General features: G+C 54.4%; 16 protein-coding genes. 2 read left to right on the top strand and 14 right to left on the bottom strand.

What is annotated here, in order from left to right; genetic code table 11:
- Nucleotides 1-92 precede the first annotated feature (92 nt).
- Nucleotides 93-830 (bottom strand): DsbA family protein, encoded by a 738-nt coding sequence (locus B2952_RS01020; RefSeq protein WP_173364975.1) that lies wholly within the window; start codon nucleotides 828-830, stop codon nucleotides 93-95.
- Nucleotides 831-966: 136 nt separating this feature from the next.
- Between B2952_RS01020 and xseA the strand changes: the two genes are divergently transcribed.
- On the top strand, nucleotides 967-2,265 hold the full coding sequence (gene xseA, locus B2952_RS01025) for an exodeoxyribonuclease VII large subunit (protein ID WP_290736182.1): 1,299 nt from the start codon (nucleotides 967-969) through the stop codon (nucleotides 2,263-2,265).
- Here the strand turns inward: xseA and B2952_RS01030 are convergent.
- Nucleotides 2,262-3,620: a bifunctional folylpolyglutamate synthase/dihydrofolate synthase gene (locus tag B2952_RS01030; protein WP_290736185.1), complete on the bottom strand. Its 1,359-nt coding sequence runs from the start codon at nucleotides 3,618-3,620 to the stop codon at nucleotides 2,262-2,264. The two genes, xseA and B2952_RS01030, sit on opposite strands and share 4 nt — an antisense overlap.
- Nucleotides 3,621-3,699: 79 nt before the next feature.
- Between B2952_RS01030 and B2952_RS01035 the strand changes: the two genes are divergently transcribed.
- Entirely contained in the window at nucleotides 3,700-4,425 is a 726-nt protein-coding gene (locus B2952_RS01035) for an endonuclease (RefSeq protein WP_290736188.1), read from the top strand.
- A gap of 70 nt (nucleotides 4,426-4,495) precedes the next feature.
- On the opposite strand, the gene B2952_RS01040 is transcribed toward B2952_RS01035, so the two are convergent.
- The 12 genes from B2952_RS01040 to B2952_RS01095 all read right to left on the bottom strand — a co-directional run bounded on the left by B2952_RS01040 (nucleotide 4,496) and on the right by B2952_RS01095 (nucleotide 18,392).
- Nucleotides 4,496-5,596: a type IV pilus twitching motility protein PilT gene (locus B2952_RS01040; RefSeq protein WP_073114012.1), complete on the bottom strand. Its 1,101-nt coding sequence runs from the start codon at nucleotides 5,594-5,596 to the stop codon at nucleotides 4,496-4,498.
- Nucleotides 5,589-8,195 (bottom strand): tetratricopeptide repeat protein, encoded by a 2,607-nt coding sequence (locus B2952_RS01045; RefSeq protein WP_290736191.1) that lies wholly within the window; start codon nucleotides 8,193-8,195, stop codon nucleotides 5,589-5,591. Before B2952_RS01045 ends, B2952_RS01040 begins: the two co-directional genes overlap by 8 nt.
- A complete protein-coding gene (locus tag B2952_RS01050) occupies nucleotides 8,196-8,453 on the bottom strand; it encodes a Trm112 family protein (RefSeq protein ID WP_173364981.1) in 258 nt (85 codons plus the stop codon). It lies immediately after the preceding gene.
- Between the two features lie 78 nt (nucleotides 8,454-8,531).
- The gene (locus B2952_RS01055; protein WP_173380798.1) at nucleotides 8,532-10,226 is read right to left on the bottom strand and encodes a glycosyltransferase family 2 protein; all 1,695 of its coding nucleotides are present in this window, start codon (nucleotides 10,224-10,226) and stop codon (nucleotides 8,532-8,534) included.
- 3 nt (nucleotides 10,227-10,229) lie between these two features.
- Nucleotides 10,230-10,943 (bottom strand): polyprenol monophosphomannose synthase, encoded by a 714-nt coding sequence (locus tag B2952_RS01060; protein WP_290728271.1) that lies wholly within the window; start codon nucleotides 10,941-10,943, stop codon nucleotides 10,230-10,232.
- Between the two features lie 24 nt (nucleotides 10,944-10,967).
- Entirely contained in the window at nucleotides 10,968-11,897 is a 930-nt protein-coding gene (locus B2952_RS01065) for a glycosyltransferase family 2 protein (protein ID WP_290736195.1), read from the bottom strand.
- A 13-nt stretch (nucleotides 11,898-11,910) separates the two neighbouring features.
- Nucleotides 11,911-15,039, bottom strand: a complete 3,129-nt coding sequence (locus tag B2952_RS01070) for a DUF2723 domain-containing protein (RefSeq protein WP_290736198.1) — start codon at nucleotides 15,037-15,039, stop codon at nucleotides 11,911-11,913.
- A 2-nt stretch (nucleotides 15,040-15,041) separates the two neighbouring features.
- Entirely contained in the window at nucleotides 15,042-15,479 is a 438-nt protein-coding gene (nusB, locus tag B2952_RS01075; protein ID WP_290727054.1) for a transcription antitermination factor NusB, read from the bottom strand.
- Between the two features lie 37 nt (nucleotides 15,480-15,516).
- Nucleotides 15,517-15,981, bottom strand: a complete 465-nt coding sequence (gene ribH / locus B2952_RS01080; protein ID WP_290736201.1) for a 6,7-dimethyl-8-ribityllumazine synthase — start codon at nucleotides 15,979-15,981, stop codon at nucleotides 15,517-15,519.
- Nucleotide 15,982: 1 nt separating this feature from the next.
- Nucleotides 15,983-17,224 (bottom strand): bifunctional 3,4-dihydroxy-2-butanone-4-phosphate synthase/GTP cyclohydrolase II, encoded by a 1,242-nt coding sequence (locus tag B2952_RS01085; RefSeq protein ID WP_290736204.1) that lies wholly within the window; start codon nucleotides 17,222-17,224, stop codon nucleotides 15,983-15,985.
- Nucleotides 17,211-17,810, bottom strand: coding sequence for a riboflavin synthase (locus tag B2952_RS01090; RefSeq protein WP_290736207.1), 600 nt, complete (start codon nucleotides 17,808-17,810; stop codon nucleotides 17,211-17,213). The genes B2952_RS01085 and B2952_RS01090 overlap by 14 nt, the downstream gene beginning before the upstream one ends.
- Before the next feature lie 195 nt (nucleotides 17,811-18,005).
- Nucleotides 18,006-18,392: a hypothetical protein gene (locus B2952_RS01095; RefSeq protein WP_290736210.1), complete on the bottom strand. Its 387-nt coding sequence runs from the start codon at nucleotides 18,390-18,392 to the stop codon at nucleotides 18,006-18,008.
- Between the last annotated feature and the right edge of the window lie 135 nt (nucleotides 18,393-18,527).

Below are 18,527 nucleotides of genomic sequence, written 5' to 3' on the forward strand. Positions count from 1 at the left end.
TCCTTGTTTGTTGTTTGTTTTGCCTTAAATTTAAACTTTTAGCACAAAAAAGGGCACACGCCTAGACGTTTAAGCGTGCACACCAGAAAACACTACTTGGCTTCGTTGAGGAGCTTTTCGACGAGGGCCGGAGAGAAGCTGTCCTGACGCTTGCCGTTGATGTAGAAGTTCGGGGTTCCCTGCACGCCGACCTGCACGCCCAGCTTGAAGTCCTTGTCGATGCGGGCTTCCATGGCAGAATCGAGGACCATGTCCTTCTTGAACTTTTCGACGTCGAGGCCGACTTCTTTGGCGACGGCGAGGTAAGTAGAATCGGAAAGTTCGCGGCTATGCGGAGCGAGGGCGTAGCGGTATTCCCAGAACTTGCCCTGCTTCTGGGCTGCGATGGCGGAAGCCGCGGCGGCCTTCGCGTTGGAGTGGAAGCTGAGCGGGAAGTGCTTGTACACGAACTTGATCTTATCCGGGTACTTCTTGTTGAGTTCCTGCATCACAGGAGCGATACGGGAGCAGTACGGGCACTGGAACTCGGTAAATTCAACAATCGTGAGCTTCGGGTCCTTGGTATTGCCGAAAACCGGGCTGTCCTCGTCGGGGATGTCCCAGACCTTGTTGGCCATTTCCAGTTCCTTCTTGGCATCTTCGAGGGACATGCCAGCGCGCTTTTCGAGAATGTAGGCAACCGCTTCCATGTTGGCTTCCATTTCGGCCACCTTCTTTTCGAGGGAGTCGAGGCGGGCCTGTTGGTTGAAGGAACCACCGGCAGAGGCCTGGTTGCAAGCGACGAGACTAGCGGCAAGAATTGCCATAGCGACGATAGAGATACGTTTCATGTTTATCCTTTTAGTTGAAACAAATTGTCCAGCAGGCGAAGTCCGCCCGCGTTTTGAAGGAAATATATAAAATAGTGGCCAGCGGATAGCAGCATTTGTTCGATGTTTTATGGCATAAATTGCTATTCTTGCAGCCATGGAACAGCCCGTGCGCACATTCTCCGTCATGCAGTACATGACCTCCATCCGGAACAAGCTCGCCGACACACCGGCCGTTTGGGTTCACGGGGTTATCACGCAAATAGCCGAAAAGCAAAAAGTTGTTTACATGAGCATCGCGGACTTCGCCGAAGGCGACGTGAAACCCATCGCGACCATTTCGCTCAGCTGTTTCGCGGGCCAGTTCGCCGCCCTCCGGCAAAAGACCGAAAACGCACCGACACCGTTCGTCATCAAGGAACAGCTCAAGGTTTGCCTGCTCATCCAGGCTGACGTATATATCCCCTTCGGCAAGCTGCAGGCGCGCGTACTCGACATCGACCCGGTGTACACGCTCGGGGAACTTGCGGTCACGAAAGCGGCAATTCTCAAAAAACTCGCTCTCGAAGGACTGCTCGAAAAGAACAAGTCGATAGAACTCCCGCAGATGCCCCTTTGCGTAGGGCTCGTGACAGGCGAAGGAACTGCCGCCTACAAGGATTTCACCACGAGGCTCGCCGCATCGCCCTTCAAGTTCAGGGTCATACCCGCATTTGCAAAGATGCAGGGGAACGACACGGAATCGAGCGTGCTTGCGGCACTCGATACCCTGCGCGAAAACAGCGAAATCGACGTGGTGTGCATCGTGCGCGGGGGCGGTTCCAAGACAGACCTCAACTATTTCGACAGCGAAGCGCTCTGCCGCGCGGTCGCGAACTACCCCATCCCTGTATTCACGGGCATCGGACACGAAATAGACAAGAGCCTCCTCGACGAGGTGGCATGCGTTTCATGCATCACACCCACCGACTGCGCCAAGCGGCTTGTGGAACGCGCTCAGGAAAGCTGGAGCGACCTTGTAGAAACAGCACGGAGGATTGCCGATTCCACGCGCAGCCTACTTTCCGAAAGCAAGCAGGAGCTCGGCATGGCCGCCACAAGGCTGCAACAGCGGGTCACCTCGCGCATCCAGGGAGAAAAAACGCGGCATGCCGTTGTTCTCTCTACCCTGCAAAAGGATTCGCACTTCTTGGTAAAAGAAGAACTAGCAAGGCTCGACCGCAATACCGAAGGCCTGCGGCAAGGTACGCGCAAGATTCTCGACCTCGCCCAATCGCAGTTCAAGCTGACCGAACTGCGCGTCAAGAGCGCAGACCCCGAGACCGCACTCGCAAAAGGCTACACGCTCACTCTGGATTCAAACGGTAAATTTATCCGCAACGCGTCCCAACTGAAGTCCGGCGATACCTTACGGACAAAGTTCAGGGACGGGACCGTAGAATCGACCGTCCGCTAGCGGTGTTCGTTCGTCGTAGGTTCGAGCCCGCGGAAGAACTCGAGTTCCGTAAATTCATCGCGGAGCAACTGGATGCTCGCACCAATCATGTAGAGGCTGCCCGTAATCAGGAGCGGGGAATCATTTAGCTTATCGGCACCGCAATCGTTCAGGACCTTATCCAGGTATTCGCGGGAAAGTTCGCCCTCGCTTGCGACATAGAGGTCAAGCGCCTGCATTTCGTTACGCAGGTCAGCAAGTTCACGGAAGCGCGGGTACGGCGTCCTCGTTATATGCCAGCGGGCGACATGAGGCGCCATAAGTTTGAGCATCTCCCCCACATCCTTATCCTTGAGGGCGCCAAACAGGCAGTGGAACTTTTTCCCTGGATAATACTCGCGCAAGGTTTCTACCAGGCGGCGAACCGCATGCGAATTGTGGGCCCCGTCCAGAATAACGCGTATCCTGCCGTCCGGGCCAGCAAGCAGTTGCATGCGGCCTGCCCACGAGCGTGTCGCAAGAGTCTTGAGCGCGAGGGAATCGTCATAATTTATCGCGCCATTTATTGTTCCTGCAAGATGCGCAACGTTTATAAACTGCGCGGCGGCCACAAGCGAGAGGCTCGCATTTTCGATGTAATGGCGCCCGAGATTCGGGAGCACGATGTCGCCACGAATTTCAGGGACAATACACTTGCACCCGAGAGCAGCCGCATATCCGCGCGCCTCTTCGAGCAAGGCACCCGAAATTCCGCCAACGATAAACGTCTTCCCGCGTGCAACTTCGCGCGCCTCTCCCACGACTCCCATCTTCTCGCGGAGAATCGCCGATTCCGTGGGCCCCAAGACCTCGGTGTGTTCGAGCCCGATGCTCGTCACGACCGCAATCTCGCCACCCGCAACAGCGGTGCTGTCGAGCCTGCCACCCATACCCGCCTCGAGAACAGCGACATCCACGCCCTGTTCCGCATAATAGAGGAAGGCAACCAGCGTCAGGACTTCAAAAAACGTGAGCTCGACCGGAGATGCACCCGCGGCCACGCGCCCCGCCGACACGGAATCTGCGGCGGCCTTCACTTTTAAAAGCAACCGGTCCAAATCTTCTGCCGGAATGGGAACGTCGTCAATCCGGATACGCTCCCGCAGGCTTACCAGGTGCGGGCTCACGTACAGGCCCGTCTTGAGCCCGTGCGCCTGCAATACGCCCGCGAGGTAATAACTGGTGGAGCCCTTCCCGTTCGTGCCGACCACGTGAATCGACCTGAACTTTTTTTCGGGATTGCCGAGCGCGGCACAAAGCGCACGAGTCGATTCGAGCCCGGGAACCATCCCGAACATCAGGCGCGATTCCAGATATTCCATACCGATGGATTGCATGGGCACAAATTTAGAATTTCGGCATCAAACATTACAAAGCATTATCTATATTCACAACGATTACATCACGGTTTTTATTATGAAATTATTAGGCCCTATCCTGGTTCTGGCGGCGCTTTCGTCTATTGTATTTGCGCGCGTTGACCCGACTGCCGCACCCCGGCATTACAACTACCGCGATGCAAGCAAGCAAATGAGGCGCGTCTATTACGGCGAACTGCAGGAGACTCTCTACTGCGGCTGCAAATACGACGACAAGAAGAACGTCGACTTTAGCAGTTGCGACTTCAAGCCGCGCGAAAACCCGAACCGCAAAAGCTACAAGCGAGCAGAACGCATCGAGTGGGAACACATGGTGACAGCACACAACATGGGGCACTTTTTGCCCTGCTGGAAGGACGGCGGCCGCAAGAACTGCAGTGCGAACGACACGACATTCAAGCTGATGGAAGGCGACATGCACAACCTCTACCCCGCTATCGGCGAGGTGAACGGAGACCGCAACAACTTCATGTACAGCCAGTGGACCAACAATCCCGAGCCCATGTACGGCGGCTGCAAGACCATCGTCGACTTTAAGGAAAAAAAGGCGCAGCCCCGCGAAGAGGCCCGCGGAATCATCGCCCGCGCAAGCTTCTACATGGAAAAGACCTACGGCGTAAAGCTATCGAATCAGGACCGCAAGCTCTTCGAAGCCTGGAACAAGATGTACCCCGTCACCGAAAAGGAATGCGAACGCGACCGCCGCATCTTCAAGGTACAAGGCGACCACAACCCCTTCGTGTACGAAAAATGCCCGCAGTAATGCAGGCATGATGATTCTAGTAGATACACTTGCCTTACTTCGTAAGGCTGCGGTATGACTCTGAGTAAAACTACATCCAGCCGCGGTCGGACGTACCAGAAATACCGCGAATCTTAAGATCGAAGTCATCCTTGTTCGTGGCGGCATTCATTGCGGTCTCAAGCGAAATCTGCTCCGTCTTGTAAAGTTCGAGCAGAGCCTGGTCGAACGTCTGGCTATGATACTGCATGTGGCCTTCGGCAATGGCGTGTTCAACCAGCGAAAGCTTGTCCTTGTCACGGATGTATTCCTTGATGGCAGCAGTATTCACAAGTACCTCAGCGGCGGGCACGCGGCCCTTGCCATCGGCAGTCGGCAACAAGCGCAGCGAAATAATACCCGCAAGCACTTCAGAAAGGAGAATACGGATTTCGTCGTGCTGGTGCGGCGGGTACATCGAAAGCACACGCTGAATCGTTTCGGTCGCATTCGTCGTATGGATGGTCGCAAACACCATGTGGCCCGTATCGGCCGCAGTCAGCGCAATCTGCATCGTCTCGAGGTCACGGACTTCGCCCACCAGGAGCACGTCCGGGTCCTGACGGAGGGCGGCGCGCAGGGCGTTCGCGTACGAAAGCGTATCCACGCCAATCTCGCGCTGCGAAATGATGGATTTGTTGTCGCGGTAAAGATATTCAATCGGGTCTTCGACGGTAATGATGTTCACCGCTTCCGTCTGGTTGATGTAGTCCAGCATGGAAGCAAGCGTCGTCGACTTACCCGAACCCGTCGTTCCCGTAACGAGCACAAGGCCACGGCGAGTAAGCGCAAGGTCACGGATAACTTCGGGCAGGTGAAGTTCCTCGAATGCAGGAATCTTCGCCTTGATGTGACGAATCACCATGGCAATCGTGCCGCGCTGGCGGAAAACGTTCACACGGAAACGGCCCATGTCGCGGGCGCCCACGGCAAAGTCGCATTCCTTGTTCGTCTCGAAACGGTTTTTCTGGTCGCGGTTCATGATATCGTCCATGAAGGAATCCATCATGCCGGCATCCACACGCGTTTCGAACAACTTTGTCAGTGCACCGTTAATACGGTAAATCGGAGGAACGCCCGTACGGATGTGCAAGTCAGAAGCCTTGTTCTCGACCATCGCACGGAGCAGCTGCTCGATTCTCAAATCAGCCATTCTGTTCGCCTCCGAACTTGGAGTCGTAAGCCTTCTGGACTTCGGCCAAACGCTTGGCTATAGCCTCGTTTTCGGGATCCTTGCTCGCCAAGTCCCTGTACATGTCGAGAGCCTTGTCGTAGTAGCCCTGTTCAAAATAAATTTCAGCAAGAGTCTGCGTGTTCCTACTCGGGTCTATTTCGGAAGGCAGCTTGTCCAAAGGAACATTCGGATCCGAAACAAGTCCGGCAACGACTTCGTCATCGGAATCCCCCGACATCAGGAAATCCATCCCCTTGTTGTTCGGGAGCGATTCCTTTTCATCGAGAGAATCGTCATCGGTGTTGAAGAGTTCCTTGAACGCACCGGAGAATTCGGATTCAAGACTTTCGTGATCCGTCGAAGATCCCACGGATTCCTGCGCAACATCGGCATCCGCGGTCGGAGCAGATTCTTCAGCGGGAATATCCTTGGCAGGTTCAGATTCTGCAACAGAATCGTCTTCACCAAACAGGCTGCTGAACGACTTGTCCAAATCCGATTCGAGAGTCGGATCGGCAAGCGGCGCTTCTTCAATAGCAGCACCCGTGTCTTCCTGCGAAGCCACAGCCTCCTGTTCCGGAAGTTCCGCAGACGCATCAGCATTGGATTCATCTACCGGCAAATCATCGTCATCGGAGAACAGCGTCGAGAAGGCGTCTCCCATTTCCTTGGAAAGCGAATCCTCATCATTTAATTTGTTCTCATCAGCAACAGATTCGACCTTTTCTTCTTCGGGAGCACTTTCTACAAGGGAGTCCTCGGCCACAGCTTCGGGCATATCCGATGCAGGGGCATGTTCTTCCGGAAGTTCGTCATCATCGGCAAAGAGAGCGTCAAGAGCACTTTGCACATGGATACCGCCATCATCAGCTACTTCGGGCTCTGCAACAGACGGTTCTTCGGCAATAGTTTGTTCAACTACAGGTTCTTCGACAGCAGGTTCCTCGGCAATCGTTTCCTCGACAACCGGTCCTTCCGCAGCGGGTTCTTCCACAGCGGTCTCTTCAGCAGCAAGTTCCTCGGGAACCGCTTCTTCTTCGGCCGGCAGTTCGAGCGATTCGTCCTCGGAAGCCTTTTCCTCGCCGAACGTCAGGTCTTCGCTATCGAGATCCAACACGTCATCCGCAGCGGGAGCCTCAGTTGCAGGAGCATCCTCGACCGGCAGATCAAGTCCCAGGGAGAATTCATCCTCATTTGCAGAAGCATCCTCGGCAGCCGGTTCAGCAGGCTTTTCTTCGGGAAGTTCATCCTCGCCAAAGATATCGTTGAACGCGCTGTCCAAGCTCTGCGGCTTGTCGGCTTCCGGCTCCTCCAGTTCGGGCTCGTCGAGCTTCAGAGAATCCTCATCAGAGCCCACGCCCATATCGGCATCCGCCGACTTTTCGAAGAGACCCGAACCAAACGAGGATTCTTCAGGAGCAGGCGTAGATTCCTGTGCCGGAGCGGAAGAGGGCAATTCTTCGGGAAGTTCGTCTTCGCCGAAGATATCGCCAAACGCATCGTCAATGCTCTGCGGCTTGTCCTCGACATTCTCCGAACCGAAAACATCCTCGTCCTTGGGTTGCGGAGCCACGGGTTCGTCGTCCAGGCTCGTCGGCAAATCCATCTGTGCAAACGGAGAAGACGGAGCGGAAGACTGAGACGATTCAGTTTCAAGATCATCGCTTTCGTCACCAAAGAAATTCGAGAACGCGGAATCCACGTCATTGCCGGAGATTTCTTCGCTCGGAGCGGCATCCTCGTCGAGAGTAATGTCCGTCTCAGCAGAATCCAGCGCGGAATTCAGCGAGTTCTCCAGGGTATCCATCGCAGATTCATCGACGGAGTCATCTTCAACACCAAGCGACTTCAACGAAGCGAACGGATCGTCGTCCGCCATGGAGAACGGAGAGGCCGGCTTGGCTGGTTCGGCGGGTTCCTCGGTCAGCGTAAATTCCGGAGCAGGCTCCTCGGCCGGAGTATCGATATCCATGTCGAGGGACTTGTCGAAAAGGGAATCCGATTCTTCCGCAGCAGGCGCTTCGGTTTCGGCAGAGGCCGTTTCCATCTCGGGCTCGGCAGCCACGTCTGCAGCAGCATCCATATCGGGCATCGCAAAGTCGGCCTCCCCCAGGGCTGCAGCACCGGCAACGGCGGCAGCACCCAAGGTTTCAGGAACAGCTTCGTATTCTTCTTTCCAGAACGTATCGAGCGGATCCATATCGTGAACACGGCGATAGCAGCGGTTGCGGTTTCCCGTATTTTCCTGCGCTTCCTCTTCCCCGGCAGCAAGGCCAATCAGCTGATCGTAAGCATCGCCCATGCGCTTCTGCGCCGAAAGGCAGAACGGATCCTTTTCCAGGACGCGCTTGCATTCTTCGACACAATCCAGGAATTTGCCCTGCTGGAACAAAATCTTGGCGCGAACCAGCATGCCGGGAATGTCGCCCGGATAAAGCTGCAGACCGGCATCCACGCGGGCAAGCGCATTGTCGACGTCTCCCGCCATGAACTCATAGTCGGCAAGCCAGGAGAAAGCCATAGACTTCGCCTTCTTCTTGCCAATAGACTTTTTCAGGGTATCCAGTGTAACGGCCATTTATCCCTCCAAGGGAAGCAAGATCGCTTCGTCCGTCAAAAGAACAGGAATTCCTTCGCGAACGATATAGGCACGGGAGCCCGCCTCGTTCACAAGGACCTCGGTCAAAGTTTCAGAAATCTTTTCGCCAGCCGCATTCTTGAGGGTTCCTGCGGCACCGGCCTTGTTGATGCTCGCCAAAAGGGCGTCATCTGCCATACGGAGTTTACCCCGAGTCTCGGGGCAGCAAAGAATATCCAAGAGTTTATAGTCGAACATAAAGCCTTTATAATCAACAACTTATAGTTGATATAAAAATAACTCTATTTTCGAGAAAAGGATAACCGGAGAGGGCTTTTAGTGCAGATATTTGAGGTCTACGAGGGCAAAATTGCCGTTTTTGCCGTTTCCGATGAGCAAATATACCCTCAGGCCGAGCTTATCGAGCCAATTGATGTCAAAATCCTCGCGATAACCCGAGAAATTGGACACGACCAGGAGTTCGCGGCAGCCCGTGCGGTTGCAGATGGATTCCATGTCCGAAAGGGGCCCCAGGAGGTGCTGACGGTTTTCTGCGCTAATCTTATCGGGTTCGCCGCTCACGCAACCGAGAATCTCGATTCCCGGAATCACGTTGTAGCTGTCGAACCAGTTGGTAAGCGAATCCTCGCGGCCACCGAGCAGAATGGAACGGTGACGCTTCTTGGCAAAGATGCGGTAGAAATAGTTTATCCAGAATGCGATGCGGCGCCAGGCAAGGAGCGCAAGCGGGATAAAGAGGCTGGAGCAGATAGTCCACACAATCAAATGCGGATCGTACGGCCAATAATTATTGCCGCCTTCCGACACGACGGGCATCTGCGTGAAGTAACGGAAAGCCTCGTACCCGCCCACCGTAAGCAGGTTCAGCGGAATCAGGTAACGCAGGAACTTTTCGCCCTTGAGGCTAGATTCCGTATACTCCCCACGGAAAATAAGGAACGCAAAGTTCACGACAACCACCAGGCCAACAAGCCACCAGTCTTCGAACTGGGCAAAATCCATAATGGAATGTTTTATAACCTCACTCGTCCCGGCACACCCACTTTCGAGGCAACTGGAATCATGGAAGCACACATCGGACACAACGCTTGTGTGGTTCAGGAACGAAAACGCCCACAGCGCCACAACGCCCAGGTCGAGGAACATCTTCCAGAACTTCGGAATCAAGCGCGAGAACATGCCCACGAACGCCGCAAATAAAATACCGAAAGACACGAGGAAATTCGGGACAAAGTAAAGGTCCTTGTGCTTTTTCACAAAGATGAGCATCGCCTTGTAAAAGTCCACGTAGGACCCCCAGCGGCGCGTGCGGCAGCTTTGCCCCTTAAAATGCAGAATGTTCGTGACCGGCGTATAATAGTTCTTGAGGCCCATCTGCTTTGTACGGAAGCAGAGGTCCAAGTCTTCACCATACATGAAGTAGTCTTCATCAAAGCCGTTCAGCTTTTCATAGACATCTCGACGGATGCAGAAGAACGAGCCGCTAATGGCATCGACTTCAATCATCTCGTCCGGATCGGCGTACGTCATGTTGTAGCTGGCAAGCGTCTTGCTCTTCGGGAACATCGCCGCAAGGCCAATCGTCTTGGAAACAGCGGAAACAATTGTCGGGAAAGAACGGCGGCAAGCCCACTGGAGCGTTCCGTCTTCGTTCAGGATGCGGCAGCCGACCGTCCCCGCTTCCGGGTGTTCTTCCATGAACTTGAGCATTTCGCGGAAGGCGTTCTTCGAGATAATCGTATCAGGATTGATGAAGAACAGGTACGGCTTTGTCGCATGCTTTTCGGCAAAGTTACAACCTTTACCAAAGCCCAGGTTTTCCTTGGAATCAATCCATTCCACTTCGGGGAAGAACTGCCTGATTTCGGGTAGAATCGGTTCGACCGAGCCATTATCAAGCACAATCACCTGCGCATCGATTCCCTCGCACGCATCTCGGACCGATTTCAGGCATGCAGGAATGAAATCGCAGGAATTGTAGGCAACAATGATAATGGAACAGGAATACATGCGCTATGCGAGTCCCAACCTGAGCTTAAGAACCAGGAAGAAGGCTTCGGAGATAATGCCACCGCTCATCTTGGAGGTTCCGCGCGTGCGATCGGTAAACACGATGGGAATTTCCTTCACGCGGAGTCCCTTTTTCCAAATCTTGAAGGTCGTCTCTATCTGGAAGCAGTATCCATCGCTCTTCATCTTGTCGAGGTTCAGCGCCTGCAGGGCCTCGCGACGGAAACACTTGAAGCCGCCGGTAGCATCGCTTATCGGAAGCCCGGTCACGATGCGCGTGTACACGTTCGCTCCGTAGCTCAGGATAAGGCGGCGCAAGTCCCAGTTCACCACGCTGATGCGGTGATTCTGGTAGCGGCTACCGAGAACCAGGTCCGATTCCTCGGCGGCTTCGAGGAACCTGTTCAAGTCCGTGGGAGCATGACTAAAGTCGGCATCCATCTCGAATACGCGTTCGTAGTCGCGTTCGAGCGCCCACTTGAAACCCGTCACATAGGCAGAACCGAGCCCCATCTTGCCCTTTCGGCGAATCAGGTGCACGCGAGGATTCTTCCTAGACTCCTCATCGACCATGTCGCCCGTACCGTCGGGACTGCCATCATCGACAACGAGCACCTCGAGGCACGCGTTCTGTTCGAGAATCGCCGAAATGATAAGAAGGATGTTTTCCTTCTCGTTATAGGTAGGGACAATGACTAAGCTCTTCGGGAATGCCATATTCTAACTCCAATACGCAACAATCTACAAATCTGCACCGCCAAAAGTTTCGGCAACTGGATAAATCCGCCGCTTGCGGCCATTCAACATCTCGGCCAGAAGCCCCAGCGAGAAGAATTGCACGCTCATCACAAGCGAAAAGCCACCCGCAAGCAGGAGCGGACGCACATGCATGGCCCCCGTCTGCAGCCACTCGTAGCCGAAATAGCCGCAAACGCCCAGGCCGAGCAGCATGAACACGAGCCCGACAAGTCCGAAGAAATGTAGAGGCTTGGTCGAAAAACTGCGCATGAACATGAGCGAGATCAGGTCCAGGAACCCGGACACAAGGCGCGACACGCCGTATTTCGACACCCCGTGGACGCGGGCCCTGTGTGCAACCGGCATTTCGGTAATGCGGAAGCCCTGCCACTTGGCCATCACGGGAATAAAGCGGTGGTAGTCGCCATAGAGTTCGATGTAGCGGACCACAGAACTGCGGTACGCCTTGATGCCGCAGTTAAAATCGTGCAGGCGCTGGCCGCACACCATGGACACGGTCAGGTTGAACAGCTTGGAGGGCCACGTCTTGTGCCAGGGATCGAGACGACGGATTTTCCAGCCCGAAACCAGGTCGTAGCCATCATCCAGAATCTTGATCATCTTCGGAATTTCGAGCGGGTCATCCTGCAGGTCGCCATCGAGGGTAGCCACGTAGCGGCCGCGGGCCTTCGAGAAACCGACAGCAAGGGCATCGGCCTTGCCGCAGTTGAACTGGAAGCGAATACCGCGCATGAACGGATATTCCTTAGAAAGGTTTTCCAGCACTTCCCAAGTATTGTCGCGGCTTCCGTCATCTATAACGATGACTTCATATTCGAAGCCCGTCGGCGCAAGCGCGTCAACGATTTCCTTAAAGAGTTCCGGAAGATTCTCGCTCTCTTCCTTGACAGGAATGACTAGGCTTAAATCCATTTTCGCCTCCGGACTACTTCACCGCCGCAACGACCGTGGGTGAATCCACCTTCGCAGAATCGGCCTGAACGCTATCTGCTGCGGCCGGAACAATTTCATCGACCGTCATCGGCTTCGCAGGACTGTTCTTGATTTGCTCAACACTCATCTTCAATCGGTAGAGTCCCACATCGTCATACTCCGAAACGCTCTTCAAGCCCTGTTCCAGAGCATCCAGCGCTTTCTGCTTCTCGCCCACGATGTCATAGACAAAACCGGCGGCCCAGTAGCAGCGCCATTCCTGCGGGAACTGCTTCATGCCAAGTTCCAGATACTTGACGGACGATGCCGCAAGTTTTTCCGCCTCGGCCTTCATTTCCGCGGTAAACGGCTTCTGGACGCGAAGAGCCGCAATCTTTTCGCGGGCAGCGAACGATATCTGGAGGTAGAGCGACACATAGCTCGAAAGGAGCCTTGAAGTTTCGTCGTTGATGAACGCAGTACCATCACCTAAGCCACGGAACTTGAAAACGCTGTCAATCAAGCCCGAGGCGTAGGCAACATCAAACTCGTTACGCTTGGGATTGAGATCGCCCTTGATAAAGTTGTAGACGAGACCTTCCTGCACCATGTACTTTTCGAGGCCCATGAAATTGGAGGTTCCGACCGTCGTCGAAATCTCGATGGGCTTGTCCATGTTCTGGAGCGCGAGGTCAAGAACCAGCTTGTGCTGCGTAAGCATCACGCCACTGCGGGTGCGGGCAGCCCATTCAACAAAGGCATCCCAGATCTGGTAGTGGGTCTTGAACGTATACAGTTTCACGGAATCTTCTGCCGAAAGCTGCTGACCTTCCATCTGCTCGATGCGGCTCTTGAGCTGCGGCATGAGGCGGTTAGCCCTGTTCACCCAAGTCGCGACAGAATGGTTCGGATTCTGGGCGGAGCTGTTGTCGAGCACCATGTCGCTGTCAATCGTCTTCTTGTCGTAAGACAACTTGAGAATCGGTTCGTTGACGAGCATCTGCTTGATGTACCAGTCGGTATTGCCGAGTGAGAGGTTCACCACGCGCACGTCCTTGCGGACACCGGCAACTTCCTGAGCAAACCACAGCGGGAAGGTATCGTTATCGCCGTTCGTAAAGAGGATAGCGTTCGGGCGGCAGCTGTTGAGCAGGTTATAGGCGTAATCCCACGGGACCCACAGACCAGAACGGTCGTGTTCCTTGTAGTTCGAAACACAAGGAACAAGGAAGGACACCAGGACAAGCGCGGCGGCCACGGGAGCCGCAAACGAAGCATAGGCACCGGTAGCACACGTAAGCACCAGGATACCCGCGCCGACGCCCAAAATCATGCTCATGAAGATGAATGCGGGCGTGTAGAAATAATCACGTTCACGCACTTCCATATGCACGGGGTCGGGGAACGGAGCGCGCAGGCCACGCTGAGCAAAACCGCTCTCGATTTTCTTCCAGTTGACCCATGCCGTCGAATGCTCTGCCTTGTCGACGACTCGTTCGTACTTTGCGATTTCCGCAGCGGATGCCCCACGATTGCGCAGGGATTCGATGCTCAACTTAGCGTGTTCGATTTCCTGACGGAGGTCGATGAGCTCGTTCGGGTCGGGCACCTTCGAAATTCCGGCACCAACAGCATTCAAATCGGACACATTGCGTGTCATCACGCTTACCCAGTAATCGTGTTCACGCTGTTCCATGCGGGTTCCGTCTGCAAAGTTGATGTAGAACAGAAGCCCAAGGCTGCACAATCCATAAAGCACCGAGAGGTAAATGCCCAGATGCTTATTATGCCTATAGACGAATACGCAGACAAGAACCAGGAGGCCATTAAAGATAAGGAATATGAGCAGTTGCGGGAATATTTTGTCGCCCATCGTGCTCATCTGCGTCGAGAACTTGAGGCCTAATCTTTCCAGCGGCACATTCTCGGACTTATCAAAGCTATAGACGCCGTTCGAATAATTGACACCGCCCACCTTGTAAGGCAGATACTGAGCCATCTGGTAACCACCGTAGCTCATGTTCGGGAACGAGAGCACCTGGTGCGCAAGCTGCGAGCGACGGTAGAAAGCGCGGGTGAGCATGCTTTCGGAACCGTACTGCTTACGTTCTACGAAGTTATTGAACGCGACCCAGTTTTCGCCCTTGAACAGGTTGCCGAGCTGGAGGTTGCCCTGGTCATCGCGAATGTTGATTTCCGGGTCGTTCTCGTCAATAATCGGGTTGAGTTCCGAACGGATGGGAATGTAGAGGTGCGTGCTGTAGCCGACAAGCGCAAAGAACGCAAAGGCGAGCGAAAGGCGGATAGCCTTGTTCACGTTCGGAGAGAACGGTTTCGCCAACGTCAACACAGCAAGAACGATGAGACAGGCCAAGGAAATTTCGATGAAAGCCGAGACCATGTATATCACGGAGCAGAGGAGCGTTCCCGTAATCCAAATGGGCAGACGTTCCAAAATCTTCTTGGGCTGGGCAACAAGCAGGAGCACAAACACTGCAGGAACCGTGAGCATCGTATAAAGATGGGCACCCACACCGAGGAAAGCGATATAGCAGATGAAAATCAGGAGCTTGTCGCTGCCTTCGTCTTCGCGATTCTTGTACCACAAAAGTCCGAGGTAAGAGATAAGCATCAGGATAAACATGGCAACGCCGTAAACTTCGGCTTCGACCGCGTTGAACCAGAACGTATCGGAGAAGGTGAGAAGAAAACCGGCAACAAGGGCTGCAGAACCGAGCACGATGGTGCGAGCCTTGCCGTCTAACTTGTCGGACAGCTTGCTAAAGATGGGACGACCGAGCTTGTCCGCATCCGTTTTGACGGAATCGATAACGGAGGCAAGGAGCTCCCAAGCAAAGAGGGCCGTGATATAGACCGTAGCCGCAGAACTGAACACCGAGATGTAGTTCACCCGCTTCGCAATTTCTTCGACGAACGGAAGCAACACGATGACCGCACGGGCCAAGAACACGAAGAAAGGCGTTCCAGGAGGATGCGGGATGCCCAAGGTATTCGCGCAAGCGACAAATTCGCCACAATCCCAGAAACTGACCGTAGGAGCCATCGTCAATGCATAGACAATGAGAGCGACAAGCCCTGCAATCCCAGCAAAGATATGCTTCATCCATTTTTCCTTAATCATCACTAATTCTCCTTTTCCTGAGATTTAGAAACCATTCCACGCGCCTGAATGAACCCAGACATGAGGCCGTTGATAAATGCTCCCGAGTTATCCGTGCTGTACTTGTTCGCGATTTGAACGGCCTCGGTAATCGCAACCTTCATCGGAATATCCGCCACGTAAAGAAGTTCGACCATCGCTATCCGGGCTACAATCCGGTCCAATTTTGCCATACGCTCGATTTCCCAGTGCGCGGAGGCGGTCTTGATATTCTCATCAAGTTCGTCGTGGTGCGCCTGAACCAGGTCCACAAGCTTCATCCCATATTTTTTCTGTTCGTCATCCAGGGGCTGGCTTTCGAGAATTCCCGGAAGTGCCTCCCCCGCCGTCTGGCCCGTGATTTCCATGGAATACAGAAGCTGCATCGCAAAGACTCGGGCTGGTCGAAAACTTTTCTGCATAATCGTAATCTTTTAGTCTTTAATTGTTAGATGGACTCTAGATAGATTTGTAAAGGTTTGCCATCTCCACGGCGGTAGATGCCCAGTTTGCACCGAGGTTACCCGCCTTGAGGCCAGCGCGGTTCATCGCCTGGTCCACGGTATCGGTCGTGAGGATTCCGAGAATCACGGGGAGCTTGCCTTCGGCAGCGATGCTTGCGACACCACCGGTAGAGGCGTTCACCACCACGTCGTAGTGGCTCGTCTCGCCGCGAATTACGGCACCGACGGCCATCACGACGCTGTACTTCTTGGAATCGGCGAGCCTGCGGCACACGCCCGGGAGTTCAAATGCGCCCGGAACGCGCACGACGGTCACGTCCTTCTCGGCAACGCCCAGCAGTTCGAGCTGGCGGAGCGCCCCCTCCAGGAGCTTGTCGGTCACCACCTCGTTGAAGCGGGCGACCGCGATTGCAATCTTGAGGCCAGAGCCATTGAGGGAATTCTTGATTTCTTTAGCCATCTTATTTTTCCTCTTTCAAATTCTCTTGGGGTACAGCGCCGTCGATATGCAGCTGGTGGCCCATCTTCTTCTGCTTGGTGAGCAGGTAGAACAGGTTTTCCTTGTTCGGCTTGATTTCGATGGGCACGCGCTCCACAATCTTTAGGCCGTAGGCGGTAATGCCCGAAATCTTGCTCGGGTTGTTGGTCAAGAGGCGCATTTCCTTCACGCCGAGGTCGGCAAGGATCTGCGCGCCCGTACCGTACTGGCGGAGGTCCGACTTGAACCCGAGGTGCAGATTCGCCTCGACCGTGTCCATGCCCTTTTCCTGCAGTTCGTAGGCACGCAACTTGTTGCAGAGGCCAATGCCCCTACCCTCCTGCCCGCGCATGTACAGGAACACGCCGCCGTGCTCGCCGATGAACTTCATGGCGGCGGCGAGCTGTTCGCCGCAGTCGCAACGGAGGCTCCCGAAAATGTCGCCCGTAAGGCATTCGCTGTGCACGCGCACGTAAACCGGCTTGCTGAAGTCGGGGTTGCCCGCGACCCACGCCACATGTTCCACGCCGTCGGTCTTGCTCTTGTAGGCGTATGCGGTAAAGTCGCCGTACTTGGTCGACACATGCGGAGCGGCCACGCGCTGCACCAGCTTCTCATTCTTGAGGCGGTAGTCGATGAGGTCGCGGATGGAGATAATCTTGAGGCCGAACTTCTTCGCCACTTCCTGAAGTTGCGGCATGCGGGCCATGGTGCCGTCCTCGTTCATGATTTCGATGAGGGCGGCGGCGGGCCTTAGTCCGGCAAGTTTTGCAAGGTCAACGGCTGCTTCGGTATGGCCTGCACGGCGAAGCACGCCTTCTTCCTGCGCGTAGAGGGGCGAAATATGCCCCGGACGGCCAAAATCGCTCGGCTTGGAAGCAGGGTCCGAAAGGGCAAGAATCGTCGCCGCACGGTCGTGGGCAGAAACACCCGTGGTGCAGCCTTCAATTTTATCCACCATGATGGTGAACGGCGTACCCAGAATCGAGGTGTTTTCCGCAGTCTGGCGGGTCAAATTCAGTTCATGGCAGCGCTGGATGGGCAGCGGGCAGCAAAGCACGCCACGGCCCTCGTGGAGCATGAAGTTCACCTTCTCGGGCGTAATCTTTTCGGCGGCGATGACAAAATCGCCCTCGTTCTCGCGGTCTTCGTCGTCGACCACAATCAAGAACTTGCCATTCTTAAAATCTTCTATGGCCTCTTCAATCGTATTAAGCAAGGTCACGTTCCTTCAGATAATTTTCAATGTACTTGCCGAGCATGTCGACTTCCACGTTCACGATGGTCCCGGCAACCCAGTTACGCAGGTTCGTGCGGGCAAGGGTTTCCGGTATGATGCACACGCGGATGGAATCCTCGAACTTCTCGGCGACCGTAAGGCTGATGCCGTTCAGGGAGATGGAACCGCGGCGGATAATGTAGCGCTTGAGGTCCGCAGGCATCTTCAGGTCGACTTCCACGCCCGTTTCGCGCGGAACCACCTGGATGACCTCGGTAACGCAGTCCACATGGCCCATCACGAAGTGCCCGCCCATAAAGCTGTCGGCACGGCACGGAAGTTCCAGATTGACCAATTTACCGACTGCGGCCTGCTTGAAGGCGGTATTTTCGACCGTCTGGTGCATCAGGCAAAAAACAGCTTCATCATCGGTACAAGATTCAACAGAAAGGCACACACCGTCGTTCGCGACGCTATCGCCCAGTTTGCAATTCTTGAAAAATCCCGGCGACCTGAGGCGCATCGAAAGCGCATCGCCTCGAGACTCTATCGAGACGATTTCGCCGGTAGATTGGATAATTCCCGTAAACATACGCCGGCAAATATAGAAAAAGGCGAGTGCTGCGCCAACACAAGCATTGCGTTGGCATAGCCGAGCCGATCTATATGCGTCCTGAAAGGACGCCATTTAGAAAAAAAAGCGTATGCGCAGGGGCAAAATATTAGTTTACCCCATATAAAAAGACCCGGCATTACCGCCGGGCCCTTTAAAGAAGGAGCATCGCTCTTACTTGGAGAGCTGATCCACTTGCGCGGTAATTTCATCGCAGGACTTTTCCACATCGTCCTCGGTATAGGAATAAACTGTGTAGTCAACGCCATCAAGCTTGCCATTGCAAGTTTTCTTGGCTCCGCTGGGGCAGCTGGAACCGGTCTTGGCGGCATCATCGACGCCAAGGGCTTTCAGCATTTCGCCAGCCTTGCCGCAAGCATTGGTCATCTTGGTCTGGTCTGCAGATTCTGCACAAATGTTGATGTCACCGAGAAGTTCTCCCAGATTAGCCTTGACTTCGCAAGAGTAGGTCTTGTCAGAAGCGCTGGTAGAATCGTCGTCGTCACAGGCGGTGAACATGGCAGCAGCGGCGATTGCCGTGCAAATCAGGAATTTTTTCATGATATGTTTCTCCTTTAAGTTGTTCAAGACTAAATATAACCAAAAAAAGCCCGCACGTTCCTTTTTTCAATTTTTCATATAATTACAAAAACATTTCAAAAATCTTACATACGCATCGTTTTCGCCATTTTCATC

The sequence above is a fragment of the Fibrobacter sp. UBA7003 genome, from assembly GCA_002449765.1.
Taxonomy (GTDB): domain Bacteria; phylum Fibrobacterota; class Fibrobacteria; order Fibrobacterales; family Fibrobacteraceae; genus Fibrobacter.

Excerpts from the sequence above, each read along its gene's own strand:
- B2952_RS01020 (WP_173364975.1), bottom strand. The coding sequence starts at position 830 with ATGAAACGTATCTCTATCGTCGCTATGGCAATTCTTGCCGCTAGTCTC.
- xseA (WP_290736182.1), top strand. The coding sequence starts at position 967 with ATGGAACAGCCCGTGCGCACATTCTCCGTCATGCAGTACATGACCTCC.
- B2952_RS01030 (WP_290736185.1), bottom strand. The coding sequence starts at position 3,620 with ATGCAATCCATCGGTATGGAATATCTGGAATCGCGCCTGATGTTCGGG.
- B2952_RS01035 (WP_290736188.1), top strand. The coding sequence starts at position 3,700 with ATGAAATTATTAGGCCCTATCCTGGTTCTGGCGGCGCTTTCGTCTATT.
- B2952_RS01040 (WP_073114012.1), bottom strand. The coding sequence starts at position 5,596 with ATGGCTGATTTGAGAATCGAGCAGCTGCTCCGTGCGATGGTCGAGAAC.
- B2952_RS01045 (WP_290736191.1), bottom strand. The coding sequence starts at position 8,195 with ATGGCCGTTACACTGGATACCCTGAAAAAGTCTATTGGCAAGAAGAAG.
- B2952_RS01050 (WP_173364981.1), bottom strand. The coding sequence starts at position 8,453 with ATGTTCGACTATAAACTCTTGGATATTCTTTGCTGCCCCGAGACTCGG.
- B2952_RS01055 (WP_173380798.1), bottom strand. The coding sequence starts at position 10,226 with ATGTATTCCTGTTCCATTATCATTGTTGCCTACAATTCCTGCGATTTC.
- B2952_RS01060 (WP_290728271.1), bottom strand. The coding sequence starts at position 10,943 with ATGGCATTCCCGAAGAGCTTAGTCATTGTCCCTACCTATAACGAGAAG.
- B2952_RS01065 (WP_290736195.1), bottom strand. The coding sequence starts at position 11,897 with ATGGATTTAAGCCTAGTCATTCCTGTCAAGGAAGAGAGCGAGAATCTT.
- B2952_RS01070 (WP_290736198.1), bottom strand. The coding sequence starts at position 15,039 with ATGATTAAGGAAAAATGGATGAAGCATATCTTTGCTGGGATTGCAGGG.
- nusB (WP_290727054.1), bottom strand. The coding sequence starts at position 15,479 with ATGCAGAAAAGTTTTCGACCAGCCCGAGTCTTTGCGATGCAGCTTCTG.
- ribH (WP_290736201.1), bottom strand. The coding sequence starts at position 15,981 with ATGGCTAAAGAAATCAAGAATTCCCTCAATGGCTCTGGCCTCAAGATT.
- B2952_RS01090 (WP_290736207.1), bottom strand. The coding sequence starts at position 17,810 with ATGTTTACGGGAATTATCCAATCTACCGGCGAAATCGTCTCGATAGAG.
- B2952_RS01095 (WP_290736210.1), bottom strand. The coding sequence starts at position 18,392 with ATGAAAAAATTCCTGATTTGCACGGCAATCGCCGCTGCTGCCATGTTC.